A 24,386-nucleotide genomic window follows, 5' to 3' on the forward strand; every position below is an offset into this window, starting at 1 on the left:
GCTGCCCTTTTTCAGTTTGGGAGCGGGCGATCGCGCCCTAGCTCGCCAGATATTCCCGCATGTCGGCCTTGCGCTTGCGCAGCTTGGTCAGGGCTTCTCGCTCGATCTGGCGGACGCGCTCCCGGCTGATATTCAGGCGATCGCCGATTTTTGCCAGGGTCATCGCCTGTCCATCCCGCAGCCCAAAGCGCAGCGACAGCACCTCCCGCTGCTGGGGCGTCAGGTCCGCCATCAGCTCTTCGAGGTCCATACGCAGGGCCACCTGAGCCGTGAACTCCTCCGGCGAGGGTCCCGTATCCTCTAGCAGCTCGCCCAGTTCTGTATCCTGGTTGTCTCCCACGCGCAGGTCCAGGGACAGGGGCTGACGCGCCTTCTCCAGGTAGTCGCGCACCTGCTTGGTCGTCAGATCTAGCTCTTCGGCCAGCTCTGCCGCCGAGGCTGCCCGACCAAGCTTTTGGGATAGCTGGCGCTGAGCTTTCTTGATCTTGTTGAGCTTCTCGGTGATGTGGATCGGTAGCCGGATCGTCCGGCCTTTTTCGGCGATCGCCCGCGTGATCGCCTGCCGAATCCACCAGTACGCATAGGTCGAGAAGCGATACCCCTTCGTCGGGTCAAATTTCTCGACGCCCCGCTGCATCCCGATCGTTCCTTCTTGGATCAGGTCCAGCAGGTCCACATTCCGCTTGATGTATTTCTTCGCCACAGACACCACCAGGCGCAGGTTGGCCTCGACCATGCGGCGCTTGGCCAGCTCACCTTCTTGGATGACCTGCTCTAGATCGGCCTCAGATACGCCCGCCGCCTCAGCCCACTCCGTCGAGGTCGGCTCGCGGTCCCAGCGCTCGACCAGCCCCTCTCGGATGCTTTGCAGCCCAGACAAGCGCTGTACCTGCTTGCCATACAAGATCTCTTGCTCGTGGGTGAGCAAAGGAACGCGACCAATTTCGCGGAGGTAGGTGCGGACCAGATCGGTGGAGCTCTGAGCGGTTTTCATAGGACTGCACAGTGGAGAGTATCGGAGGCTGGAGTAAAAATAAGGGACTTACAGGCTAACCAGAGGTCAACCTGTAAGGGGGCAGATTGTTCAGTTGATGGGGACCGAGGGGCAACTAGGAGCGGTAGCGCGTCTCGTCTGTCCGGATAGGGATGAGAACAGCCTCGGTTTGATGAGAAGCCCGGCTCTGCCAGTACCAAGCTGCCACCACGCCCGCAACGGAGATTAAAGATAGAAGAGTTGTGGAAAAGCTCATTGATGGCCTCTATACAAACGATCTATTAAAAATTGTAACAATATATCCGAGCAATTTGACTACTCTTCCTAAGGTAGAACTTGCGAGCTGGAGGGCGATTGTACAGCTAGATTACCCAGAAATTCTATTTATGAATGCATCCTGTGAAACAAATTTTCGCCAACTTTCTTAAGATTTCGTCAGGAGCATTTTTCATATTCGCAACTTTACTTAACAGAAATATTTTACATTTGGTTGCGTCAATTCAATCCATTGGGATGATACCGCTCCAGGTTTCGGCGATCGCCCCTTGAGGCCTCTCGCGCTTTTTGGGCCAACCGGCGAAGGCTTGCTCCCACGCCCCGCAGCCACAAAAAAAGCTGCCCCGGAGGGCAGCTGAGAGGATGTCACGAAATGAATCGATGACCGGGCAAATTTCGAGTTATTGCTACTCGGCCAGGTAGTCTTGCAGGGCCTTGACGTCAAGGGGATGGGACTGGAGCGATCGAATCGCGTCCACCGTGGCCTTGGCGCCAGCGATCGTGGTGATGATGGGGATCTTGTAGGAGAGGGCCGTGCGGCGAATGGTGCGATCGTCGAGCTGCGCCTCTTCTCCAGCGGGCGAGTTGATGATCAGCTGGAGTTTCTGGTTTTTGATCCAGTCGAGGACGTGGGGACGTCCCTCGTGGACCTTGAGCACCAGCTCGACGTTCAGGCCGTTTTCTTCGAGGATGCGCTGGGTTCCCGAGGTGGCAACGACGTGGAAGCCCAGATTGATCAGCTCTCGCACCGCTGGCACGACGGCCTGCTTTTCGCGATCGTTCATGGAGACAAAGACCGTTCCCGATAGCGGCAAGCGCTGGCCTGCGGCCAGTTCCGCCTTGGCGAAGGCCTTACCAAAATCGGTGTCGATGCCCATGACCTCGCCGGTGGAGCGCATTTCAGGCCCCAGGATGGTGTCGGTGCCGGGGAATTTCTCGAAGGGAAGCACGGCCTCTTTGACGGCGACGTGGCGCAGCGATCGCTCCTCGGTGAAGTTGAGGTCGGCTAGGGTTTCGCCAGACATCACGCGGGACGCGTACTTGGCCAGGGGAACGCCGATCGCCTTGGACACGTAGGGCACGGTGCGGGAGGCGCGGGGGTTCGCTTCGAGGATGTAGACCTGATCGCCCTGCACAGCAAACTGGATATTCATCAAGCCGACGACTTTCAAGGCCTTGGCCAGCTTGATGGTCCAGGTCCGGATCACCTCCAGCACCGGCTCACCCAGAGTGATGGTCGGGATCGAGCAGGCAGAGTCACCGGAGTGAATGCCAGCTTGCTCAATGTGCTCCATGATGCCGCCGATAACCACCTGGCCCGTTTGGTCGGCGATCGCGTCTACGTCCACCTCGATGGCGTTTTCAAGGAACTTGTCGATCAAGATCGGGTGGTCGGGCTCCACCTGGACCGCAAAGGTCATGTAGCGCTCGAGCTCAGCGTCTGAGTAAACGATCTCCATGGCGCGGCCCCCCAGCACGTAGCTGGGACGGACCACCACCGGATAGCCAATCCGCTGAGCTACCGCCAAGGCTTCTTCGTAGCTGCGGGCGAGGCCGTTGGGGGGCTGCTGAATGTCCAGCGCCCGCAGGATTTTCTCGAAGCGTTCGCGGTCCTCCGCCGTGTCGATGGAGTCCGGCGAGGTGCCCCAAATCTGGGTTGGCACGTCTCCTTTGGTGTCGCCGCCCAAGAACTCAGCCAGGGGAACTGCCAGCTTCAGCGGGGTCTGGCCCCCAAACTGGATGATGATGCCTTCGGGATTTTCGGCCTCCAGGATGTTGAGGACGTCTTCCTTGGTGAGGGGCTCGAAATAGAGGCGATCGCTGGTGTCATAGTCCGTCGAGACCGTCTCGGGGTTCGAGTTCACCATGATGGTCTCAAAGCCCTGTTCGCGCAGCGCGTAGGACGCATGGCAGCAGCAATAGTCAAACTCGATCCCCTGGCCAATCCGGTTAGGGCCACCGCCCAAGATCACGACCTTGCGGCGGTCCGAAGGACGCACTTCTGTCTCGGTTTCGTAGGTGGAGTAGTGGTAGGGCGTGAAGGCCTCGAACTCGGCGGCGCAGGTGTCCACGGTTTTGTAGGCGGGCACCACGCCGAGCCCCTTGCGGTAGGCTCGCACGTCGTCCTCGGTGGTTTTGGTCGCGTAGGCAATCTGGCGATCGCTAAATCCCTGGCGCTTGACCTCCCACAGGTGATCGCGGCTGAGGCTGGTCAGGGGCGTCCGCTTGAGGAGTTTCTCGACTTCCAGCAGGCTTTGGAGCTTGTCCAAGAACCACGGATCGATCCCGGTCAGGTCATAGATTTCTTCGTTGGTGAGACCCAGGAGCATCGCATGGCGCACGGTGAAAATGCGATCGGGGTTGGGCGTGCGCAGGCCTGAGCGGACCTGGGGCAGGCTGGGCAGCTTCTCCGGGCCGTCGCAGCCCCAGCCCGCGCGCCCGATCTCCAGCGATCGCAGCGCCTTCTGGAAGGACTCCTGGAAGGTCCGGCCAATGGCCATCGCTTCGCCCACCGACTTCATTTGCGTCGTCAGCGTCGGCTGGGTTCCCGGGAACTTCTCAAAGGCAAAGCGCGGGATCTTGGTGACCACATAGTCAATGGTCGGCTCAAAGGACGCGGGCGTCTTCTTGGTGATGTCGTTGGAGATTTCATCCAGGGTGTAGCCCACCGCCAGCTTGGCCGCAAATTTGGCGATAGGGAAGCCCGTCGCCTTGGACGCGAGGGCCGAACTACGGGAGACGCGGGGATTCATCTCGATCACGATGAAATTGCCATCGTCGGGATTCACCGCAAACTGGATGTTGGAGCCCCCGGTTTCGACGCCGATCTCTCGAATGATGCGAATCGAGGCATCGCGCAGCCGCTGGTACTCTTTGTCCGTCAGGGTCTGGGCTGGGGCCACCGTGATGGAGTCGCCGGTGTGGATGCCCATGGGATCAATATTTTCGATGGAGCAGATGATCACCACATTGTCGGCGAGGTCTCGCATGACCTCCAGCTCGTACTCTTTCCAGCCGATCAGCGACTGCTCCACCAGGATTTGGGAGACGGGGCTGGCGTCGATGCCGGCCGCTGCCATCTCCTCATATTCTTCTTTGTTGTACGCAATGCCGCCGCCGGTGCCGCCCAGGGTGAATGCAGGCCGAATAATCAGCGGATAGGTGCCAATTCTTTCGGCGATCGCCCGCGCCTCCACCATGTTGTGGGCCAAGCCAGAAGGACACACGCTGACGCCAATGCGCTCCATCGCTTCTTTAAATAGCTTGCGATCCTCGGCCTTTTCGATCGCCTCTAGCTTGGCCCCAATTAGCTCGACGCCGTAGCGATCGAGCACGCCGTTTTTGGCCAGCGCCACCGCCAGATTGAGCGCCGTCTGGCCGCCCATCGTCGGCAGCAGGGCGTCGGGCCGCTCCTTTTCAATGACCTTTTCTACTAGCTCTGGCGTCAGCGGCTCGATGTAGGTGCGGTCAGCGGTTTCTGGATCCGTCATGATCGTCGCGGGGTTGGAGTTGACCAACACCACTTCGTATCCTTCGTCCCGCAGCGCCTTACAGGCCTGAGTACCCGAGTAGTCAAACTCACACGCTTGCCCAATCACAATCGGGCCAGAGCCGAGGAGCAAAATCTTTCGGAGGTCATTGCGACGGGGCATAGTTCGTGTCGACTTGGCATTACAGCATTGAAATCCAGACCATTGTAAAGGCTATCCCTAACATCGCAGCGTCCTGTTTGGTTTGCTTTTGCTGATGCGCTTTTTCCTGCCAGCGCGCCCCACAAACAACTGAACAATCGGCCCATTGGGATCCGAGAAACTCAGGATTTTTGCCGTTCATCGCTCCTGCACGCGGGGAGGTGGGCGATCAAAACCTTTTTGAGAATTAGTTGCATTAGTATTGACGGCGATCGCGAAATGCTTTAGGGTCATAAGGCATTAAAATTCACGTCTTTGTCTTGTAGCGATCGCCCTTAAATCAGCGCAAATTAGCGTCTCGAAGAGATTTTTTCTCAAAACCTTCAGAAACTTGCTTGCTGAAGCCAAATTTTGCTCGGCATTCGCTTTGGGGTGCCGACGTTAGCTGCGATCGCCAAACGCCTGAGGGCAGCGCTTGTCTGTCCGGCCCTTCGGTTTTGGGACTTAGCGCCGCTCTTGCTTGCCCTAGGCGTCTTGCCCCTGTTTGTATCCCCCAGTTTGTAAACGATTAGGAAAACGTCCGTGAAACGCCGCAAAGTCTTGTCCTTAATGGGATTGGCCATCGCTTCTGGCAGTCTCGCGATCGCCTGCTCCAGCCCCACTTCTACCAACACCGCTAGCTCTCCCAGCGCCAGCCCCGCCGCCAGTCCGGCCAGCCCCGCCGCCGACGCTGACGCCCTGGTAGTGTATTCGGGACGCAGCGAAAGCCTGATCGGCGAGCTGCTCCAGAAGTTCGAAACCGAAACCGGCACCAAGATCCAGGTCCGCTACGGAGACACCGCCGAGCTGGCCGCAGCCCTGCTCGAAGAAGGGGACAACAGCCCTGCTGACGTCTTTTTTGCCCAGGATGCCGGAGCCCTCGGCGCGATCCAGAAAGCCGGCAAATTCACCCAGCTCCCCGATAGCGTCCTCAACAAAGTTGCTGCCACCTATCGATCGCCCCAGGGAACCTGGGTCGGAATTTCGGGTCGCGTACGCACCGTCGACTACAACGTCGACCTCGTACCCGAGGCTGAGCTTCCCCAGAGCGTCTTTGACTTGACTGACCCGAAGTGGAAAGGCAAGGTCGGCTGGGCACCAACCAACGGCTCCTTCCAGGCCTTCGTGACGGCGATGCGTATCAGCGAGGGCGAAGATCGGACCCGGGAGTGGCTCGAAGGCATGAAGGCCAACGAAGCCAAGGTCTATCCCAAAAACGTCCCCATTGTAGAAGCCCTCGGCCGCGGCGAAATTTCCCTGGGCCTGGTCAACCACTACTATCTCGATCGAGCCAAGAAAGAAAATCCCTCCCTGCCGGTGATGCACCACTTCACCAATGACGTTGGGTCATTGGTGAACGTGGCGGGCGTGGGCATTCTGAAGACCGCTGACCAGGGCGACGCAGCCCAAGAGCTGATTAATTTCTTGCTGAGCGAAGAAGCTCAGACCTACTTTGCCCAGGAAACGGAAGAATATCCGCTGGTGGAAGGGATTGCCTTGGGTGAGGGCACGAAGCCGCTGAGCGAAATCCAGACTCCCGATGTGGACTTGAGCAATTTGGACGATCTGGAGGGAACGCTCCAGCTGCTCCAAGAAACGGGTGTGATCTAGAGCAGCCTCTTGACTCAGGGGCGATCGCCCCTCGCGCTGACTCTCCGCCCTACCAACAAGCCACCCTAGCTGAACTGTGATTTTCACCAGTTCAGCTATTGGCGTTTCTGGCGTCTACTATGTTTCTGGCTGATTTTTGGTGAGTGCCTGTGTTAGAGCGGCTTCGTAGGCAGATTTCTCTCAGCAATCTTGGGCAAGGCTCGGCTGGCAGCCCACCGATATTTCTCACGATCCCGGCTGCTCTGACGGCGGGGGCGATCGCGCTGCCGCTGATATACCTGCTCCTGCGCGCCGCTGGCATTGGCCCCGAGAAGCTAGAGGCTCTGATCACAGCGCCCCGCACCCTAGAGGTGCTGATCAACAGCGGCCTGATGGCCGCCATCGTGACGCTGCTGTCGGCCCTCATTGCGGTGCCGTTGGCCTTTTTGACCATTCGCACGGACTTGCCGGGGCGGCGGTTTTGGCTGGTGGTGACCACGCTGCCCCTGGCAGTGCCCAGCTACGTGGGCAGCTTCACGCTGATTGCGACTTTTGCGCCCCGGGGGGGCTTTTTGCAGCTGCTGCTAGCGCCCTTGGGTGTTGAGCAGCTGCCGTCGCTCTACGGCTGGCCGGGGACGATCGCAGGCATCACGCTGTTTACCTATCCCTACCTGCTGCTGAGCGTGCGATCGGCGCTACAAGGCATGGACGCCAGCCTAGAAGAAGCAGCGCGCAGTCTGGGCTATGACGCTCGCCAAACCTTTTTTCGGGTCACGCTGCCGCAGCTCCAGCCGTCGATGGTGGCGGGCGGGCTGCTAGTGGCCCTGTATGCGCTGCGGGATTTTGGCACGCCGTCGCTGATGCGCTTTGACTCGTTTACCCGCGTCATTTTTATTCAGTACAAATCCAGTTTCGATCGCAGCTCGGCGGCGGTGCTGGCGCTGGTGTTAGTGGGGCTGGTCTTGGGAATTCTATGGTTAGAGTACAGAGTGCGATCGCGCGCCGCGTACTACAGCCGGGGCTCCACCAGTCGGCGATCGCCTACGCTAATCCCCTTAGGACCCTGGAAATATCCAGCTCTGCTGTTTTGCGCCCTGATCACGGGCTTCAGCCTCGTGCTGCCGGTCGGGATCACGCTCTTTTGGCTGGCGCGGGGCATCGCCAGCGGCACCGATCTGAGCGGCATTCTCCAGACGACGGGCCAGGCCCTGGGCAATTCCTTACTGGGGGGATGTCTGGCGGCGATCGCGGCTACGGTGCTGGCCTTGCCCATCGCGGTTTTGGCCGTCCGCTTTCCCAGCCCCATCACGACCCTGATTGAGCGCTGCTCTTACCTCAGCTTTGGTCTGCCGGGCATCGTGGTCGCCCTATCCCTGGTGTTCTTCGGCGCTCGCTACCTACCCTGGATCTACCAGAGCTTGCCCATGCTGATCTTTGGCTATGTGGTGCTCTTTTTGCCCCAGGCGGTGGGCAACGTGCGCACCTCGCTGCTTCAGGTCAACCCCCGCCTCGAAGAGTCCGCCCGCGTCCTCGGGCGATCGCCCTGGCAGGCGCTCCGGGCCATTACGCTGCCCCTGATTCGGCCCGGTCTGGCCAGCGGCGCCATTCTGGTGTTCTTGACGGCAGTCAAGGAGCTGCCAGCCACCTTGCTGCTCGCCCCCATCGGCTTTCGCACCCTGGCCACCCAAATCTGGCAGGCCACCGAGGATGTGTATTTCACCGACGCGGCGATCGGGTCGTTGGCCATGTTGCTGATGTCGACGGGCTTGACGCTGCTGGTGGTGCTCCAAGAGCGATCGCGCTAAGGCTCAGCCGTCTATTCTCGGCGGACAAATTGATGAAGTTCTCGACTGTTGCGTTTATCATGGCCTTTAGTTGAAACTTTGTCGCAATAACTCCCACACTAGAGATTCGTCAACTCGCATGGCCCAGCCTCCCATTCTCCGCGTCGAACAGCTTAGCAAGCGCTTTCCCCGGACTCCCCACCCCGCTATTAACCAGGTGACCTTAGCGCTACCCCAGGGAGATTTGCTGGCGCTGCTCGGGCCGTCAGGCTGTGGCAAAACGACTCTGCTCCGGATGATTGCCGGCTTTGAGCAACCCGATAGCGGCACCATCGAGCTCGCGGGCCAGCGAGTGGCGGGTCAGGGCAGCCACGTTGCGCCAGAGCAGCGGGCGATCGGCATGGTCTTCCAAGACTTCGCCCTCTTCCCTCACTTGACCGTGGCCCAGAATGTGACCTTTGGCCTCCAAAAACCCAAAGGCGGGGCCGTCAATCCGACCGAAGCGCGCGATCGCGCGGCGGAGGTGATTCGACTGGTCGGTCTCGAAGGCTTCGAGGCGCGCTACCCCCACGAGCTTTCGGGCGGCCAGCAGCAGCGGGTGGCCCTAGCCCGGGCGCTCGCGCCGCGGCCCGCCCTGATCCTGCTCGACGAACCCTTTAGCAACCTGGATGTCTATGTGCGATCGCACCTGCGCAACGAAGTGCGCCACATCCTGCGAGAAACCGGCACCTCTGGCATTTTTGTGACCCACGACCAGGAGGAGGCCCTCTCCATCTCCGACTGGGTGGCCGTGATTCGCCAAGGCTGCCTGGAGCAGTTTGGCCCGCCGGAGCTGATCTATCAGGAGCCGGTGTCTCGCTTTGTGGCGGAGTTCGTTACCCAGGCAAACTTTTTGCCGGCCCAGCGCCGAGGAGAAGTCTGGGAAACGGAGGTCGGCAGCTTTCGCTGTGGGGCCGAGGCGCCTGAGGAGAAGGGCACCCTCATGATCCGCCAAGAAGACCTCATTCTAGAGCCCTGCGACGATGCGCCGGTGGTCGTGCGCGATCGCCTTTTTCTGGGCCGCGAGCTTTGCTACTGCCTGCTGAGTCCCTCGGGCCGCGAGCTCCACGCCCGCACCACCGCCGCCACCCAGCTGGCCGTTGGCACCCGCGTCCAGCTCTCAGTCGCCAGCCCCAGCCTGCGCGTCTTTCCCGCCGCCTAGCGCTCCGAGCTGCCGCAATTTTTTGCCCAAAAAACAGCGCTCCTGGCTTCAGCCTTGCACGGCTCACTCGCCAAGAGCACTTTGGGTTTCCATGGGATCAAATCAAGCCGGTCAGGCTCAAGCTCGGTCAGCTCAAACCCTATTCAGGCAGCACAGCGATGCACTCGATTTCGACGCGAACGCCCTTGGGTAAGCGAGACACTTCGACGCAGGCCCGCGCAGGCGCCTGCTCTTCCCCAAAAAATCGCGCGTAAACTTCGTTCATCGCGGCAAAATCGTTCAGATCGGTCAGGAAAACGCTGGTTTTCACGACATCTTGGAGTGTCGCGCCTCCTGCCTTGACGATCGCCTCTAGATTGCGCAGCGCCTGCTCGGTCTGCTGAGCCACGTCATCACCACCGACCAGCTCGCCAGTGGCGGGGTTGAGAGGAATCTGGCCAGCCACAAACAGCATGGAACCGCGAGCCGCGATCGCCTGGTTGTAGGGGCCGACGGGGGCAGGGGCTTGATCAGTCTGAATAATTTTTCGAGTCATGGCTCCGGTGCCAAACATCTCAAAGGTCCAACGGGCAGTATACGGCGAATTGCCCTAGGAAAGGCGAGGGCGCAGGCCGTGGTGACGATACTGCCAGTAGTCCCGCAGAATTCGGTTGTGATCAAAGCACAAGTTCGCCGGAACCCGCCAAAACTCAAAGACTCCCACCGTCTTGGCGTCATCTCCGGCGTAGGGTTCCCCCGTTGCCGTCGCCAGCAGCACAACACTCAGGGTATGCTGGCGGGGATCGCGCCCCGGATCCGAATAGACTTGAAACTGCTCCCGCAGCTCAACCCACAGCCCCGTCTCTTCGTGGGCTTCCCGCTGAGCCGCAGCCTCCACCGATTCACCGTAGTCAATAAATCCCCCCGGTAGCGCCCAGCCCAAGGGAGGATTTTGGCGCTCTACCAAGACAATCGGACGATGAGGCCGATCGATGAGTTCGATAATAATGTCAACGGTGGGGGTGGGATTGCGATAGGCCACTGAGGGCATCCGGAGTTTTGCGCTGTCTTTTCAGAGCTTATCCTACCGTGTCCTGCGCAGGCCGAGGCGGCACGCGCTTTTTCCCAGCCTCACCTAGCCCTCAGCGCAAGCTTCTTGCAAGGGTTTGCGCCCTTTCGGCTCACGACGCCGTTTCATTTGGCCTGTCTCGGGCTACGGCCGTCGTTGACGTTGGGCGACGCGATCGCCCACTGCTGTTTTGTTTAACCTTCATCTGAACTGTGTATGGATTTTCCTAGATCAAGCGGTATCTTGCTGCATCCGACGTCCCTGCCCGGCCGCTTTGGCATTGGCGATATGGGACCTGCAGCGTACGAATTTGTCGATTTCTTAGTAGCCAGCGGTCAGCAGATTTGGCAGGTGTTGCCCCTAGGCCCCACCGGCTACGGCAACTCGCCTTATCTGTCCTACTCAGCAGCGGCCGGCAACCCGCTGCTAATCAGCCTCGAGGTGTTGCAGCAGGCAGGGCACCTCAGCGAGGCGGATCTGGCCCAGCTGCCCGAATTTCCGGCAGACACTGTGGACTTCGATCGGGTGATTGCCACCAAGTTTCCGCTGCTGCGTCTGGCCAGCGACCATTTTCGAGATCACGCATCTCCAGAGGAAAGGGGCGAATTTGAGGCCTTCTGCGGTGACGAAAGCTATTGGCTAGATGACTACGCCTTCTTCATGGCGCTGAAGGACGCCCACGGCGATCTGCCCTGGAACCAGTGGGATGAGGCGATCGCCCGCCGCGACCCCGCCGCTCTAGAAGAATGGCGATCGCGCCTTGCCAACGACATTTTCTTCCGGCAGTACACCCAGTTTGAGTTTTTCCGGCAGTGGGCCAAGCTGCGGGCCTACGCCAACCAGCAACGAATTTTGATTGTTGGAGATATTCCCTTCTACGTCGCCCACGACAGCGCAGACGTTTGGGCTCAACCGGACAACTTCTGCCTCGATGAGGAAACGGGGGCAGCGGCTCTGATGGCGGGCGTTCCGCCAGACTATTTCAGCGCCACCGGTCAGCTCTGGGGCAACCCGGTCTACAACTGGGAGCATCTGGAGGCTCAGGGCTTTCAGTGGTGGGTTCAGCGCTTCAAGGCGCTTCTGCGCTACGTCGATGTGATTCGCATTGACCACTTCCGGGGCTTCGAGGCCTACTGGGCCGTCCCCATGGGCGAGGAAACTGCCGTCAACGGCGAGTGGATCAAGGCCCCCGGCGAGACCTTTTTCCAGGTGTTGGGCGATCGCCTTGGCAAGCTGCCGATCGTGGCCGAAGATTTGGGCGTGATCACCCCCGAAGTAGAGGCGCTGCGGGATCAGTTCGGCTTCCCAGGCATGAAGATTTTGCAGTTTGCCTTTGGGTCCGGCCCCGGCAACCCCTACCTGCCCTTCAACTACCAGGGCTCCAAGTGGATCGTGTACACCGGCACCCACGACAACAACACCACCTTGGGCTGGTTCTCCCAGTGCGGCCACCACGAGAAGGAAGGCCTGCTGCACTATCTGGGCTGCACTGGCCCCCACGGCATCCACTGGGACATGATTCGCTTGGCCCTCAGCTCCACTGCCTGCCAAGCCATCATCCCGCTTCAGGACGTCTTGGGGCTGGGCAGCGAAGGCCGCATGAACACGCCGAGCGAGAGTCATGGCAACTGGGGCTGGCGCTATCACGCTGGCGCGCTGACGCCAGAATTGCGCGATCGCCTGCGCGGCATGACCGAGACCTACGGCCGCCTGCCCCACTAGTTCCCTAGCACAGCCCTAGTCGCGAATCACACTTGCCGTCGTCGTCACGCTGCCCAGCACCGTCGGCGGCAAGGCGGCTGACGGGTTGTTGAGCTCAAAAGTCACTTCTTCCACGTCTCCGGGAGCCCCCAGAGCCTTGGCTTCGCCGCCGTTGAGAGCCACCAAGACGCCGCCAGCATTGCCAGCGCGCACCACCACCTGCTCATCCGCTGACCAGGAGCGCTGAGCGCCTTCCTGCATCATGCCCTCGAAGGCCATGCGCCCATCCGTCACGATGCGCACCCAGGACTGCTCCTTGAAAGTTAAACTCACTTCGACCGATCGCTGAGAGCGCTCAGGCTGGCTAGCGACTGGCTTAGAGGCTGGACGAGGGGGGGCTACCTTATCGGTCCCGTTAGGCCGGCTAGGAGCCTTAGCAGAGGAGGGCTGCTGCACCTGATCAGGCACAGGCCCAGATTTCTCAACGGGCAGGGGCTCTTCATACAGGTTAGCCGTGTTGACCGTCGCTGGAGCAGAGTCTTCGATCAGGCGGGACAAGCCGTTGACGGCGACGACAATCACCGCAATGTAGAGCAAGTACAGGTGCATCGGGCGGGGCTGGGTCAAGCGCAGACCGAGCCAAGGGAAACGGCGGTGCGATCGCGTCATCGCCATCGTCGTGGGGAACTCGCCCGCCACATCTACCCCTTTGAGCCCCAGAGAGTCCGCAAAGCGTCGAATAAAACCATGAACATACACCGGCTCAGGCAACTGCTTGAGGTCGCCACCCTCGATCGCGCGGAGCGTCCGCACAGGAATCATCGTCTTCGCGGAGATTTCCTCCAGCGACAGCGATCGCCCTTCCCGAGATTGACGCAGGTAGCCTCCGATTTCAGACAGCTTTTCCGCCCGCTCTTGTTCAAATTGGGGTAGATTCTTCCTCATAAGTCGCGCTCCTTTGTAGCTTGTGCTGGCAGAGTCAGGGTCAATTTTTGGCAACGGGGTTCCCAAGGCATTTTGAGTTGTGCAATTTCATCAGGAGTGAGGAAGCGATACTGCCCGCGGCGAAGACGCTCCAAGCGAATACTACCTATGGCGACCCGATGCAAACGTTTAACAGGGTGACCCAGCTGTTCAGCAACACGGCGAATTTGTCGATTTCGCCCTTCTTTCAACATGATCTCGAGGCAGGTCTGATCGTCCGACTGACACAATACCCGAACTTGGGCCGGCAAGGTTCGGCGCCCGTCGAGCATCACCCCTTGGCGCCAAGCCTGTAGCTCAGACGCAGAAGGATGCCCCATTACCCATACCTCATAGGTTTTGGCGATTTCATGGCGGGGATGAGTAAGCTGGAACGTCAATTCTCCATCATTAGTCAGCAATAGCGCCCCAGTCGAATCGGTGTCAAGTCGCCCCACCGGATGGATACCCTGACCCTCTTGGAGAGAGACGGGCAGCAAATCCAGGACAGTTTTGCGTTTCTGGGGATCTCGACACGTGGATACGAAGCCCGCTGGCTTGTGAACCAGCAAATAAACTCTCTGAGGAGAGTCTTCTGAACGCAAGAGCGCTCCATCCACCCGAATCTCATCGCGCCAGGGATCGGCGCGCTGTCCCAAAAATGCCACGCTGCCGTTCAGCATTACTCGCCCCGCCAGGATCATCGCCTCCGCCCCTCGCCGAGAAGCAATACCCCGTTGGGACAAGATTTTTTGCAGTTTTTCAGTCACCATTGCGGGTTTTGAGGCACTCTGCAACAAGCTGGGCAACACTCCGGGCCGGACTAAACACACAAGTTCTATGTACAAATATTACAGCCTTGGTTGAGAGATCGAAGCATCTCTGGTGCGGTTTTATGGAGAGATGCACGGCAGGGTGACTTGCAACCAAGCGCCACCGGTTTCGGGATGGTTGCTGGCAGTGACAGAGCCGTGATGCGCTGCAACAATCTGACGGACGATGGCCAGGCCAAGACCGTTTCCCCCACAAATCTGGGGATCAAGGGCGCGATCGCCTTTGAGGTTCGCAGGCCTCGCGCGGCCCTGATCCACTCGAAAAAAGCGATCAAACACGTAGGGCAGCGCAGCCTCCGAAAAGCCAGGACCAGCGTCAATAACCTCTAGATGCACTCGATGTCTGGTTGAAAGAGCAGAATTCGCTGGATTCGCCTCAGCCTCTTGTATTTCGGTCAGACAAACCCGAATGGTCTGGCCCTCAGGACTGTACTTGATACTGTTGTCGAGAAGATTGAGCAAAACTCGGTACAAGCGGGACTCGTCGGCTTGGATGAGGAGGTGAGCAACGCCCGTATACTCCAATTTTACTTGTTTTTGGCGGGCTAAAGGCTCTAGGTTCAGCCAAGCCGATTGGATCAGGTCCGGCAAGTTAACGGACTTGATAGACAGACAGTGCAGGGTGCCGCGCTCGAGCTGACTCAAGTCAAGAACGTCCTGCACCAGATTGCTCAGACGCACCACTTCATTGAGCAGGCGATCGAGCCAGTGGCGCAGGGCCGGATCAATTCGGTACTGAAGCGTTTCGGCCACGAGACGAATCGAGGTCAAGGGCGTTTTGAGCTCGTGGGCGACATCTGAAACCCAGCGATCGCGCTGCTGAGTGAGCAGGGCAATTTCCTGGCGATTTTCTAAAAAGACCCCCACATGTCCCCGGTGCAGAGGCAGCCCATACCCCCGGAGCGCACAGGATCGCGGCGGGAATAAGTGCTGGGGATCAGCGTTAATGGCATGAAAATTCCACTCCTGACGACACAGCTGCTGAGTGTTTCGAGTTTGTTCAATCAGCTGATCGAGTTCGTAGGAGCGCACCAGTTCGAGCAGCAGACGCGGTCGGCGATAGTCGGACTGCTGGATTTCGAGCAGCTGCCGGGCCATCGGATTGGACCAAGTCACCTGATTTTCTTCATCTACTTGAAGATAGCCAACCGGGGAAGCGTGCAGGATGCGGTGATAGAGCTCAATCTCTTGCTCTAGGGCTTGCTGGGACTGCCGCTGACGGGCGATCGCCCGCAGCCAAGCAGACGGAAAATACAGAAACGTCCATGGTTTCTGAGGATGCTCTTCCTTCAGCAGCTGTTCCAGGCGTCGACCAAAGCGAAACTGCCATAGCACCAACGCCACGGCACTAAAGGCTACGCCCAGCACAAACCCCAGCAGTCCCACCATCCCATTACCCATCGGGAAAACGGACGTCTAGCCTTACCAAAAACTCATTTTTGATTTGGGCAGCGCCCCTTTGGAGCGTTCCTTCGAGTTTCGCCAAGCGTGCTCTTTGGAACTACCCGCCGGAACAACACCCAAAATTAGCCAAAACGGTATCCGAAGCCCCGTACTGTCAAAAGGTACTGGGGGCGGCTCGGATCGACCTCCAGCTTCTCGCGAAGCCAGCGAATATGGACGTCGACCGTCTTGCTATCACCCATGAAATCTGGTCCCCAGATCCGCTCTAGCAGCTGCTCTCGAGACCAAACCCGGCGAGGATGGCTCATAAACAGCTCCAGCAGCCGGAATTCCTTGGGCGACAAACTAATAGACTCTCCCGAAAGGGTAACACGACACTCTTGGGGATACAGCACAATATCTCGAAAGCGCAGCACCGGCTCTTGAACCCGCGTTTGGGCGTGGCGATGGCGACGGAGCAGGGCTCGGCAGCGAGCGATCAGCTCCCGCATCCCAAAGGGCTTGGTGAGGTAGTCATCAGCCCCAACCTCTAGGCCAACCACGCGATCGGTCTCGCTGCCTTTGGCGCTCAGCATCAGGATGGGCACATTATTGCCTTCGCGCCGGATCAGTCGGCACAGATCCAGTCCATTTACGTAGGGCAACATGAGATCCAAAATCACCAAGTCGATCCCATCCTCGTCAGAGTTCGCCCGCGCCATAGACTGGTGGGTCAGCTCCAGCGCCGTCCGACCATCTTCTGCAACCACGACTTCGTAGCCTTCGTCCGTGAGGGCAAGTGCGATCGTTTCTCGGATTAATTCTTCATCCTCGACAATTAGAACCCGGCCGAGCTTAAGGCTTGCTTGGGACAGGCTGGCTTCTGCTGATAGCGTAGTCGGCATGATAGGGCTGCCGTGACGGTTCAGCCCGATTCTATCATCGATAACCTACCAGTATGGGAGAATACAGCCCCGATTATTGAAGATGCGGAGACGAGGCTAGCCAAAGAGCTGGAGCCACAGAGGCAGCGTCAGGAGCAGCATGGGCGTGGTTAGCGCGATGCTGCTGGCAATCAGTTCATGATCAAGGCTGTACTCTTCTGCCAGGATGAGTCCAGCAAAGGCCGTTGGCATGCCAGCCATCAGCACCATCGACAGACGAGCGTCTTGCACAAGGCCTGCTGCGGTTGCCACGCCTCCAATGGCTGCTGGCAAAACAAACATTTTGATGGCGCTGGGTAAGAGAGCCAAACGCAGACTGGTCAGACCATTGAGTTGGCTGAGGCGCATTCCCATCAGCAGCAGGGCACAGGGAATCACAAACCAAAGGCTGCGCTGAAGATTTGTTTCTAGCACGCTAGGTAGTTTCACGGAGTGCGTAGCGACGCCAAGGGTAAAGGCCCAGAGGGAGGGAACGCTGAGCATGGTCCGAAGTTTTTGCGGCCAAGAGGGCGCTTCGCTGAGTCCCCCAAAATGGCAGGACAGCAGGATGCCAAGGCCGTAGGTCCCAAGAACGTTCTGAGTCATGTTGTAGAACACGAGCCAGCCCAGCTGGGTATCGGGAACAAACTCTGGCAGGACGGTGAGCCCCACGAATCCGGTGTTGCCCAGCATGGCGGAGAGGAGCAGGCTGCCCTGGCTGGGCGCTTCGCTCAGCCAGCGGGGCGGCTCAAGGGCAGGTGCTAGGTCTGCTAGGTCTGCCAAGTCTGCGGTACTCTGCTGAGTGCGATCGCGCTGATGCTGGCTCCAGCGCAAACCCGTCCAGCCAAACGCTAGGCCCAGCAGCAGAGCGGCGATCGCCATCAGGGGCGCCCAGCCGATGGACTGAGAGAAGTCCGTTCGGCGGGTAAACGCCAGAATCTGAAGGGGCACTCCGACCCAGTACAGGCCGCGGCCCAGCAGGCGGGGAAAGGATTGAGGGACAAACCGAAAAGCTAACAGGCCTAAGCTGACCCAAACCAGCAAAGGCGTATAGGCATGCACAAGGGTTTCTGTCATTCCGGGAGGACTTAGTCCAGGACTACCATATCCTGAATTCGCCATTCTCCTTCCTGGCGCACCAGATCGTAGCGAACTCGCAAATTGTCATCGTAGGAGGAAGCGGCGTTGAGGGTCCCCTGTTCATAGAAATCCGCTTTTTCTCGAACCTGGGCTTCGACGCTGGCCTGGTTGGAATCGTTGGGGCTCACCTGCACAGATTCCACCGAGAGTTCGTGCTGGTACTTCCAGTGCCAGCCATCACGCTCGGCTGCGATCGCCCGCTGTTCCCATTCCGCCAGGGCTGGGTTGACCAAAATCTGGGCCAAGCGATCGCGAGAGTGCTCCTCGCCCAGGGCCGAGGATTTGGCAGCTAGCCAGGCGTTGATCACGGCTTTGGCCATGTCCGCGTTGAGATCGGCTGGGCTCTCGCTAGCAGCTTGCAGCTCAGGCGGAAATTCTAGAATCGGCCGATCTAGCTGAACCAGCAAAGGCTCTGAGTTGGCCGAGGAGGCGGCAGGCTCCCGGTTGCCCAGCCAGGCAACAGCCCGCGTGATGGCCCAGCCGGTGCCACCCAAAACCAGCAGCGCAAGGGTCACCAGCAGCAGCAGCGGACCGATCTTAGGCGATCGCCGCGAGCCGCTGCCCGGTCGACGGGGCGGCAGGTCTTCTAGGTCTGGAACTCGATAGCCGTTCTCGAGCTGGCCTCGTACCCGATCCTCGCGGCGGCGACGGCCACCGCTGCCGGAATCCGCAACGCTCAGCGCCCCCTCGCGCCGCGTGATGGCCAAGGCCGAAGCCGCAGCGGCAGGCTTGGCTGCCGCATCAGCGCCTTTGGCAGCGCGGCCCACGCGCACCGCTGGGGGCGTTTGGCCTGCTTCTGTGCCCACGGGCGGGGACGATGCGGCGGCTGTCGCTGTCGGCATCGAGCGCGCAGCGGGCGCTGCCACCGTCTCCATCGACGGCGTAGCGGTCTCCGCCACGCTGCTGCGGGCAGCCCGCGATCGCCGCGGCATCGGCACTACTTCCTCTTCCGCTTCGCTGGGCAGAGCCTCTAGGTAGGACTGCACCTGCTGATCGGCAAAATAATCCTTCAGGGACACCTCATCTTGGGCCAGGTCGCGAAAGTGCTGAAACACCTCCGACTGCAGCCAGCGCTCCGCATAGAGGCACAGGCCCGGCAGCATATCCGGCGATCCTTGGGAATGCTCTCGAATAAAGGCCAGAGGCTCATACTCCTGGCTCAGTTCTAGGGCTCGACTGGCTTCTTCGGTTTGCCCCAGCAGCAAGGCGCACACCCCTTGCTCGAGGTGGACATCCTGCCGGCTCCCTAGGCGCATCAGCAGCCGCTTGGCTCGCCGGATCAAGGCAGGCTGACGCTCTGCAAAGCCGCGCCCCAGCAAGGCATACACCGCCAGATAAGTCGCCACGGCAGAGGGACGATCGGCCTCTGCCTCAAACAAAACCTGCTGCTCAGCCGCTGTGAGATAGTCCCGGAGCTGCTGAATGAACCGCAGAAAATCGTCAATGCTCAGGCCCGACTGATCGTCTCCGGTGCCATCGATGCCACTGCGCGCTTGCAGCATGGCCTGCAATAGCTGAAGGCCTTGCTGGCGCTCCTCTCGCGCCGTCTCTGGCAGGGCCAGCAGCTCCAAAATCCGGTAGGGACGCAGCTTGTGCAGATCCGAAAGAATTTCGGCTTGGACCTCGTTGAAGGCCCCCTCGCGCTGAAGCAGCTCTTGGCCCATCTGCAAAGAGGCCGCTGCATTCTCGTACTGGCCTTGCTGCCAGTGCTCACGCCCCAGCTCCAGCTGGGCTCGAGCCACCGTCAGGAGGATATCTGCCCGGGCGATCGCCGGCTCACCAAAGCGCCCCTGCTTGAGCCCGAGGGTATCACTGCTCAAATACGATCGCCCAAGCTTGAGCACCAGCTCGTATTCGCCCAGTTCTTGGAGAATCAGCAGTGCGCCCACCAAATGCTGATCATCAATCTCGATGCTGGGGCCGTCTGTCAGCTCCGTAGCCTCACCCTCAGGCCCTTGAAGCGCTTGGGCCGTCTCAGCGTCTAGCTCGTAGGTCGTGGCCAAAAAGCGCGCATCATATTCTTTGCGCTGCTCCACATCGGAGAGAACAGCGTAGGCTTCGTCCAGCAGATGACGTCGAGAGGCGATCGCGGCTTCCGAATATTCCCGTCGCGGCAGCTGAAGCATGCGATCGCGGTGGGCTTGGCGAAGTTGTTCAGCCGTTGCCTGAATCGGTAGTCCCAGGATTCTGTAGTAATCAAGCGGAATCCGCACAGTTCACTCCCCCAGCAGTGAACAACTAATCCAGTCCATAGCCTGGGCGTCGCCTTTGCCCCGGCCAAAGTGCCCTCATCATAACTCGTTCCTCCCCAATCAATGGCACTCCATCCTAGCGGAGTTTAGGCGCGATCGCAGCTTTCAGAAATTTTGGCCCCTCGGTTTTGCAGTCCGCAGCCTTCCAAAAAACCAGAGCGCGATCGCCTCCTTCCTCGACCCAATCCGCCCAGTTCACAGGTGGAGTCCGGGTCGGAATCTTGATAGGCTTAACAAAGCGAGTAATCTATAACAGAGCCGCTTGACGCGATAGGTGACCACCTCCTTCCCTTTTGGGACAGTGGAAGCGTCAGAAACCCCGTACATCTCCAGTTCGGGGTCGTCCACTCATGACGGGTATTGCCGCAAGGATACGAACAGATCGATGGTTCAGGAACGGACTTTACCAGTATTTTCGGCTGCTTCCGCCGACCTTGACCGCGAAGAAGGGCTACGACTGTACGAAGACATGGTCCTCGGGCGCCAGTTCGAAGACAAGTGCGCCGAAATGTACTATCGAGGCAAAATGTTCGGCTTCGTGCACCTCTACAACGGTCAAGAAGCCGTCTCCACAGGCGTCATCCAATCCATGCGCCCAGGAGAAGATTACGTTTGCAGCACCTATCGCGACCACGTCCACGCCCTCAGCGCGGGCGTCTCTGCCCGAGAGGTGCTCGCAGAGCTCTTCGGCAAAGAAACCGGCTGCAGCAAAGGGCGGGGAGGCTCGATGCACCTGTTCTCCGAGCCCAAGCGCCTGCTGGGTGGCTTTGCCTTCATCGGTGAGGGCATCCCGGTCGCTCTAGGAGCCGCCTTCCAGAGCAAGTATCGCCGCGAAGCCATGGGAGATGCCTCCGCTGACCAGGTCACTGCCTGCTTCTTCGGCGACGGCACCACCAACAATGGTCAATTCTTTGAGTGCCTGAACATGGCGGCGCTCTGGAAACTGCCCATTCTGTTTGTGGTCGAAAACAACAAGTGGGCGATCGGCATGGCCCACGAGCGCGCTACCTCACAGCCCGAAATCTATAAGAAGGCCAGCGTCTTTGGGATGCCCGGTCATGAAGTGGACGGCATGGATGTCTTGGCCGTGCGCCAAGTGGCCAAAGAAGCCGTAGCTCGCGCCCGAGCAGGGGAAGGCCCCACGCTGATCGAGTGCCTGACCTATCGCTTCCGGGGACACTCGCTGGCAGATCCCGACGAGCTACGCTCCAAGGAAGAAAAGGAAGAGTGGTTTGCTCGCGATCCGATCAAGAAGTTCTCGGCCTACCTGACCGAGCAAAACCTGGCGACCCAGGAAGATCTCAAGGCGATCGACCAGCGGATCCAGGCCGTGATTGAGGATGCGGTGCAGTTTGCAGAGAGCAGCCCCGAGCCCAATCCTCAGGACCTTTACCGCTACATTTTCGCTGAGAGCTAAAGCCTCTTAGGGCGATCGCGTCCCAGCTAACGATTGAACAGGAAGCGGCAGAATCTAAAATTCTGCCGCTTTTGCGTTGCTTGCTAGGGCGCTGTGGGCTTCTGGGCCGGGATGCCTTCACTCGCCAACAGGACTTCCATAACCGCTTTCACGATGGGCGCTGCAACGGTGGAACCGAAGGCGTCGCCGCCCTGGGGCTCGTCGATCACCGCCAAAACCACGTAGCGAGGGGCTTCAACGGGGACAATGCCAACGAAGCTCGTGATCTTGGCGTTTTCGTAGTAGCCGCCGTTGGGGTTGGCTTTTTGGGCCGTGCCGGTTTTGCCAGCAATTCGGTATCCCGGAATCTGAGCGGCTTCGCCTGTGCCGTTTTTGACCACGTTTTCCATCATGCCCAAGACAGCCTGGGCGTTTTCAGGAGAGAAGATGGGGCGGGGGGTGTAATCGGGTTGCCAGTGCATTTTGCCGTCGGTACTGCGCAGGCCCCGGACGACGTGGGGAGTAACGAGTTTGCCGCCGTTGGCGATCGCCGCTTCGAGCTGCACCAGCTGGAGCGGCGTGAGCGAAAAGCCTTGGCCAAAGGCCGTGGTTGCTGCTTCTACCGGACTGCCTAGGAACTGCTCGCGGTTCTTGAGCTGGCCGCTCACTTCGAAGGGCAGATCGGTACCCAAGGGCTGCCCAAGGCCAATGCGCTCTAGCCAGCCGTAGTAGACTTCTGGCTTCAGACGCTCCACGATGTGGACCATGCCGACGTTGCTGGAAACCTCCAGAATCTCGGCGATGCTGAGATTGCCTCGGGCGCCTCGGCTGGAGTAGTCGAAGTTGGAGATCGGCCAGCTGTCGACAAAGATTTGGCCTTCGTCGTAGATCTGGGTGTTGGGCTCGATGACGCCCGCTTCGAGGGCGATCGCCACATTGATAGGTTTGAAGGTCGAGCCTGGCTCGTACAGGTCGCTCAGCAACCAGTTGCGGAAGCGATCGATTTTGAAGTCGTAGTAGCGGTTGGGGTCGTAGGTGGGCTCGCTGGCCATGACCAACAGGGCTCCGTCCCGCACATCCATGACGATAACGCCCCCCCGTTTGGCGCCGTAGCGAGAAATTTGCTGCTTCAGAGCGGCCCGGGCAGCTCGCTGTAGCCGACCATCGATGGTGAGCTGTAGCTGAAGATCGTCATTGTGCAGAAACCCCCCAGGCACCTGGGTGGGGATATAGGTGCCGTCGCCCATGCGGCTTACGCGCAGTGCCTGCACATGGCGCTCGAGAATTTTTTGCTGGCTGTACTCGACACCGGCCTGGCCCTGGCGATCGACGTTGACGTAGCCCAGCACGTCGGCAAAGAGCTCTTGCTGGGGATACAGGCGCATCTGGTGGGGCACCAGCTCCAAGCCATCGAGGCCCAGGGCCGTGACGCGGGCAGCGCTGTCTTCCGGTAGATTTTCGATCAGCTCGATCCCGCTCTGGGCCGCACTAAAGCGCTTGAGCAGCTCGGCAGGGCTCAAAGCGACGATGGGAGAAAGCTTTTCGGCGATCGCCTCCGGCGGCTCCTTAAAGAGCTTGGGGTGAACGTACAGCGTCGCCACCGGCTGATCCACCGCAATCACATTGCCATCGCGATCCACAATCGGGCGGCGGGGCACAAAAGGCCGCAAATAAACCTGCTGCTGGGCCTGGGCTTTTTCTTTCAGCTCAGCCGTATGGACAATTTGTAGCCGCACTAGATTGGCCACCAAGCCCAGGGTCGCCGCCAACAAAATGCCCCCAACCAAAAGCATTCGCGATCGCGTCGGGTGAACCGGAGTCCCCGCCGAGGCCTGACCCATCCGGCGGGGGACAGCCCTAGAGTGCCGCAGGGCTCGGCGAGAATTCGGAGGAACAGAAGTTGCCATAGAGAAAGGAACCAAGCCAGACACAGCAGAAAGAAGCGCGGGACCCTGCCCTAGTAGCCCAAGGGCATCGGGGTGGCCTCAGGGGACTCAGGCTCGGGGGGAACTGCCAGCGGTTGGCGCTGGGGGGCTGGCGTCAAGAAGATGGTGTTGTTGGGGCTCTGGGGAACAAAGCCCGAGTCGGGGCGCTCGGCCTGACGGGCTAGCTGATTTTTGAGCAGCTCATTATTGGCGGTGAGCTGGCGCTCGTTGCGGCGCAGGTGCTCTAGGCGATCGTAGGTCCGTCCCCAGAGCTGCTGGGAATAGACGGTCCAGCCGTAGGCTCCCAGTACCGCCACAACCATCACGAAAGCGGCGATCGCCGAGGTCCGGTGCATCACCACCAGGCAGCGGAACCACAAGGGAAGCACTGAGGGCTTGCGCAGGGAAGCAATACCTTTTGGGAGACCGGTCTGGGGATCGATCGCCGCCAGAGGCCGTCGGCCAGCACGCCCCTGCCGCAAGGCAATCACTTCAGCCTGAGGCTGGCCCTTGACACGCTTTTTGGGTCGCTGACGCGCGGATGTTTTGGATCCCATTACTGTCGGCATAGACTCTCCTCCCCACCGTGATTTTGCATCAAAGGTCTTGCCTACTGCTTGCCCTGCTTACTCGCTCAGCAGGGGATCGCGAGCGCTGTTCCCCTGATTGTCGCCTGTCTTGCAACAATCAACGCCTTTGTTTTGTGTCTCCAAGGCTTGCGGCCCACGCTGGCAACTGCTTTCTAGGTGCTATTTAGCTGCTCTGGCCTTTGGGAGACCCCTTGCTGGGCTCCAATATAGCCGAGTTTATTGCTGTCAATGCAACCGTATCATGAGACTCAGCTGGGATTGATCCGCGATTTGGCCAAGCTTCAGAGAGTTTTAAGCTTTTGACTCGCTGAGATGAGCGGCGGCTTGGGCGATCGCTCGGGTATGGGAGAATGCTGAAAGACCGACTTTCTGGCCCATTTCCTGTCATGGCAGACGCTAGCGCCAAAGACCAGCAGCATCCCCAAGAACAATCCGATCGCCAGCTCACCCAGCAGCTGCTCGCCAGCGATCCCAGTGACTTGAATCTGGCTGAACTAGCGCGGCTGCGGGTGAGGTATCAAGGATTTCCTGGAGCGCGAGACATCCAGACAAACCTTGACAAGGCCCTACAGCGCTGGAACCTGACCGAAGAGGAGCTCTTCGCGCGCACCCGAGAAATCCACAACTCCACCCAGATCTACAAGGGACGCAGCAACCAGCGCGAGGACTGGAGCTAAGCCCAGCCCTTTCGGTTCTTCAGTTATGAAGGTAAGTCG

At 59.5% G+C, this 24,386-nt stretch carries 19 protein-coding genes; 6 read left to right on the top strand and 13 right to left on the bottom strand.

All coding sequences use genetic code 11. The features are described from left to right. Window positions 1-37: 37 nt before the first annotated feature. The 3 genes from GEI7407_RS13745 to GEI7407_RS21420 form a co-directional block, all read right to left on the bottom strand. Window positions 38-994, bottom strand: coding sequence for an RNA polymerase sigma factor, RpoD/SigA family (locus tag GEI7407_RS13745; protein WP_015172798.1), 957 nt, complete (start codon window positions 992-994; stop codon window positions 38-40). A gap of 683 nt (window positions 995-1,677) precedes the next feature. Then, a complete protein-coding gene (carB, locus tag GEI7407_RS13750; protein WP_015172800.1) occupies window positions 1,678-4,923 on the bottom strand; it encodes a carbamoyl-phosphate synthase large subunit in 3,246 nt (1,081 codons plus the stop codon). A gap of 19 nt (window positions 4,924-4,942) precedes the next feature. Next, window positions 4,943-5,104: a hypothetical protein gene (locus GEI7407_RS21420; protein WP_190274141.1), complete on the bottom strand. Its 162-nt coding sequence runs from the start codon at window positions 5,102-5,104 to the stop codon at window positions 4,943-4,945. Between the two features lie 380 nt (window positions 5,105-5,484). Here GEI7407_RS21420 and GEI7407_RS13755 point away from each other — a divergent pair, with 380 nt between their 5' ends. The 3 genes from GEI7407_RS13755 (at window position 5,485) to GEI7407_RS13765 (ending at window position 9,516) form a co-directional block, all read left to right on the top strand. Beyond that, window positions 5,485-6,552 (top strand): iron ABC transporter substrate-binding protein, encoded by a 1,068-nt coding sequence (locus GEI7407_RS13755; RefSeq protein WP_015172801.1) that lies wholly within the window; start codon window positions 5,485-5,487, stop codon window positions 6,550-6,552. A gap of 149 nt (window positions 6,553-6,701) precedes the next feature. After that, window positions 6,702-8,336, top strand: coding sequence for an iron ABC transporter permease (locus GEI7407_RS13760; RefSeq protein ID WP_015172802.1), 1,635 nt, complete (start codon window positions 6,702-6,704; stop codon window positions 8,334-8,336). 118 nt (window positions 8,337-8,454) lie between these two features. After that, window positions 8,455-9,516 (top strand): ABC transporter ATP-binding protein, encoded by a 1,062-nt coding sequence (locus tag GEI7407_RS13765; protein ID WP_015172803.1) that lies wholly within the window; start codon window positions 8,455-8,457, stop codon window positions 9,514-9,516. A gap of 139 nt (window positions 9,517-9,655) precedes the next feature. Here the strand turns inward: GEI7407_RS13765 and GEI7407_RS13770 are convergent, their stop codons facing one another. Both GEI7407_RS13770 and GEI7407_RS13775 read right to left on the bottom strand, forming a co-directional pair. Further along, window positions 9,656-10,051 carry a RidA family protein gene (locus GEI7407_RS13770; RefSeq protein ID WP_041268451.1) on the bottom strand — a complete coding sequence of 132 codons (396 nt, stop codon included), beginning with the start codon at window positions 10,049-10,051 and terminating at the stop codon, window positions 9,656-9,658. Between the two features lie 54 nt (window positions 10,052-10,105). Next, window positions 10,106-10,537, bottom strand: a complete 432-nt coding sequence (locus GEI7407_RS13775) for an NUDIX hydrolase (protein WP_041269074.1) — start codon at window positions 10,535-10,537, stop codon at window positions 10,106-10,108. A gap of 243 nt (window positions 10,538-10,780) precedes the next feature. Between GEI7407_RS13775 and malQ the strand changes: the two genes are divergently transcribed. Beyond that, on the top strand, window positions 10,781-12,286 hold the full coding sequence (gene malQ, locus GEI7407_RS13780) for a 4-alpha-glucanotransferase (protein ID WP_015172806.1): 1,506 nt from the start codon (window positions 10,781-10,783) through the stop codon (window positions 12,284-12,286). A 15-nt stretch (window positions 12,287-12,301) separates the two neighbouring features. On the opposite strand, the gene GEI7407_RS13785 is transcribed toward malQ, so the two are convergent. The 6 genes from GEI7407_RS13785 to GEI7407_RS13810 form a co-directional block, all read right to left on the bottom strand. Beyond that, a complete protein-coding gene (locus GEI7407_RS13785; RefSeq protein ID WP_015172807.1) occupies window positions 12,302-13,210 on the bottom strand; it encodes a RodZ domain-containing protein in 909 nt (302 codons plus the stop codon). After that, window positions 13,207-13,998 carry a pseudouridine synthase gene (locus tag GEI7407_RS13790; protein ID WP_150109883.1) on the bottom strand — a complete coding sequence of 264 codons (792 nt, stop codon included), beginning with the start codon at window positions 13,996-13,998 and terminating at the stop codon, window positions 13,207-13,209. Before GEI7407_RS13790 ends, GEI7407_RS13785 begins: the two co-directional genes overlap by 4 nt. Window positions 13,999-14,121: 123 nt before the next feature. Beyond that, the gene (locus GEI7407_RS13795; RefSeq protein ID WP_015172809.1) at window positions 14,122-15,462 is read right to left on the bottom strand and encodes a PAS domain-containing sensor histidine kinase; all 1,341 of its coding nucleotides are present in this window, start codon (window positions 15,460-15,462) and stop codon (window positions 14,122-14,124) included. A gap of 125 nt (window positions 15,463-15,587) precedes the next feature. Next, window positions 15,588-16,349 carry a winged helix-turn-helix domain-containing protein gene (locus tag GEI7407_RS13800; RefSeq protein WP_015172810.1) on the bottom strand — a complete coding sequence of 254 codons (762 nt, stop codon included), beginning with the start codon at window positions 16,347-16,349 and terminating at the stop codon, window positions 15,588-15,590. Between the two features lie 96 nt (window positions 16,350-16,445). After that, window positions 16,446-17,444 carry an AEC family transporter gene (locus tag GEI7407_RS13805; protein ID WP_015172811.1) on the bottom strand — a complete coding sequence of 333 codons (999 nt, stop codon included), beginning with the start codon at window positions 17,442-17,444 and terminating at the stop codon, window positions 16,446-16,448. Between the two features lie 11 nt (window positions 17,445-17,455). Continuing rightward, the gene (locus GEI7407_RS13810; protein ID WP_015172812.1) at window positions 17,456-19,720 is read right to left on the bottom strand and encodes an IMS domain-containing protein; all 2,265 of its coding nucleotides are present in this window, start codon (window positions 19,718-19,720) and stop codon (window positions 17,456-17,458) included. A gap of 424 nt (window positions 19,721-20,144) precedes the next feature. Here GEI7407_RS13810 and pdhA point away from each other — a divergent pair, with 424 nt between their 5' ends. Further along, window positions 20,145-21,176, top strand: a complete 1,032-nt coding sequence (pdhA, locus tag GEI7407_RS13815) for a pyruvate dehydrogenase (acetyl-transferring) E1 component subunit alpha (RefSeq protein ID WP_015172813.1) — start codon at window positions 20,145-20,147, stop codon at window positions 21,174-21,176. An 83-nt stretch (window positions 21,177-21,259) separates the two neighbouring features. Here the strand turns inward: pdhA and GEI7407_RS13820 are convergent, their stop codons facing one another. Together GEI7407_RS13820 and GEI7407_RS13825 are read right to left on the bottom strand one after the other, a co-directional pair. After that, window positions 21,260-23,062, bottom strand: a complete 1,803-nt coding sequence (locus GEI7407_RS13820) for a penicillin-binding protein 2 (protein WP_015172814.1) — start codon at window positions 23,060-23,062, stop codon at window positions 21,260-21,262. 50 nt (window positions 23,063-23,112) lie between these two features. Further along, window positions 23,113-23,649 carry a hypothetical protein gene (locus GEI7407_RS13825; RefSeq protein ID WP_015172815.1) on the bottom strand — a complete coding sequence of 179 codons (537 nt, stop codon included), beginning with the start codon at window positions 23,647-23,649 and terminating at the stop codon, window positions 23,113-23,115. A gap of 407 nt (window positions 23,650-24,056) precedes the next feature. Between GEI7407_RS13825 and GEI7407_RS13830 the strand changes: the two genes are divergently transcribed. Beyond that, a complete protein-coding gene (locus tag GEI7407_RS13830) occupies window positions 24,057-24,347 on the top strand; it encodes a DUF3288 family protein (RefSeq protein ID WP_015172816.1) in 291 nt (96 codons plus the stop codon). Window positions 24,348-24,386 lie beyond the last annotated feature (39 nt).

Source organism: Geitlerinema sp. PCC 7407 (genome assembly GCF_000317045.1).
Classification (GTDB): domain Bacteria; phylum Cyanobacteriota; class Cyanobacteriia; order PCC-7407; family PCC-7407; genus PCC-7407.

Excerpts from the sequence above, each read along its gene's own strand:
- GEI7407_RS13795 (WP_015172809.1), bottom strand. The coding sequence starts at position 15,462 with ATGGGTAATGGGATGGTGGGACTGCTGGGGTTTGTGCTGGGCGTAGCC.
- GEI7407_RS13785 (WP_015172807.1), bottom strand. The coding sequence starts at position 13,210 with ATGAGGAAGAATCTACCCCAATTTGAACAAGAGCGGGCGGAAAAGCTG.
- GEI7407_RS13820 (WP_015172814.1), bottom strand. The coding sequence starts at position 23,062 with ATGGCAACTTCTGTTCCTCCGAATTCTCGCCGAGCCCTGCGGCACTCT.
- GEI7407_RS13765 (WP_015172803.1), top strand. The coding sequence starts at position 8,455 with ATGGCCCAGCCTCCCATTCTCCGCGTCGAACAGCTTAGCAAGCGCTTT.
- GEI7407_RS21420 (WP_190274141.1), bottom strand. The coding sequence starts at position 5,104 with ATGAACGGCAAAAATCCTGAGTTTCTCGGATCCCAATGGGCCGATTGT.
- GEI7407_RS13800 (WP_015172810.1), bottom strand. The coding sequence starts at position 16,349 with ATGCCGACTACGCTATCAGCAGAAGCCAGCCTGTCCCAAGCAAGCCTT.
- GEI7407_RS13830 (WP_015172816.1), top strand. The coding sequence starts at position 24,057 with ATGGCAGACGCTAGCGCCAAAGACCAGCAGCATCCCCAAGAACAATCC.
- GEI7407_RS13825 (WP_015172815.1), bottom strand. The coding sequence starts at position 23,649 with ATGCCGACAGTAATGGGATCCAAAACATCCGCGCGTCAGCGACCCAAA.
- GEI7407_RS13745 (WP_015172798.1), bottom strand. The coding sequence starts at position 994 with ATGAAAACCGCTCAGAGCTCCACCGATCTGGTCCGCACCTACCTCCGC.
- malQ (WP_015172806.1), top strand. The coding sequence starts at position 10,781 with ATGGATTTTCCTAGATCAAGCGGTATCTTGCTGCATCCGACGTCCCTG.
- GEI7407_RS13805 (WP_015172811.1), bottom strand. The coding sequence starts at position 17,444 with ATGACAGAAACCCTTGTGCATGCCTATACGCCTTTGCTGGTTTGGGTC.
- carB (WP_015172800.1), bottom strand. The coding sequence starts at position 4,923 with ATGCCCCGTCGCAATGACCTCCGAAAGATTTTGCTCCTCGGCTCTGGC.
- GEI7407_RS13770 (WP_041268451.1), bottom strand. The coding sequence starts at position 10,051 with ATGACTCGAAAAATTATTCAGACTGATCAAGCCCCTGCCCCCGTCGGC.
- pdhA (WP_015172813.1), top strand. The coding sequence starts at position 20,145 with ATGGTTCAGGAACGGACTTTACCAGTATTTTCGGCTGCTTCCGCCGAC.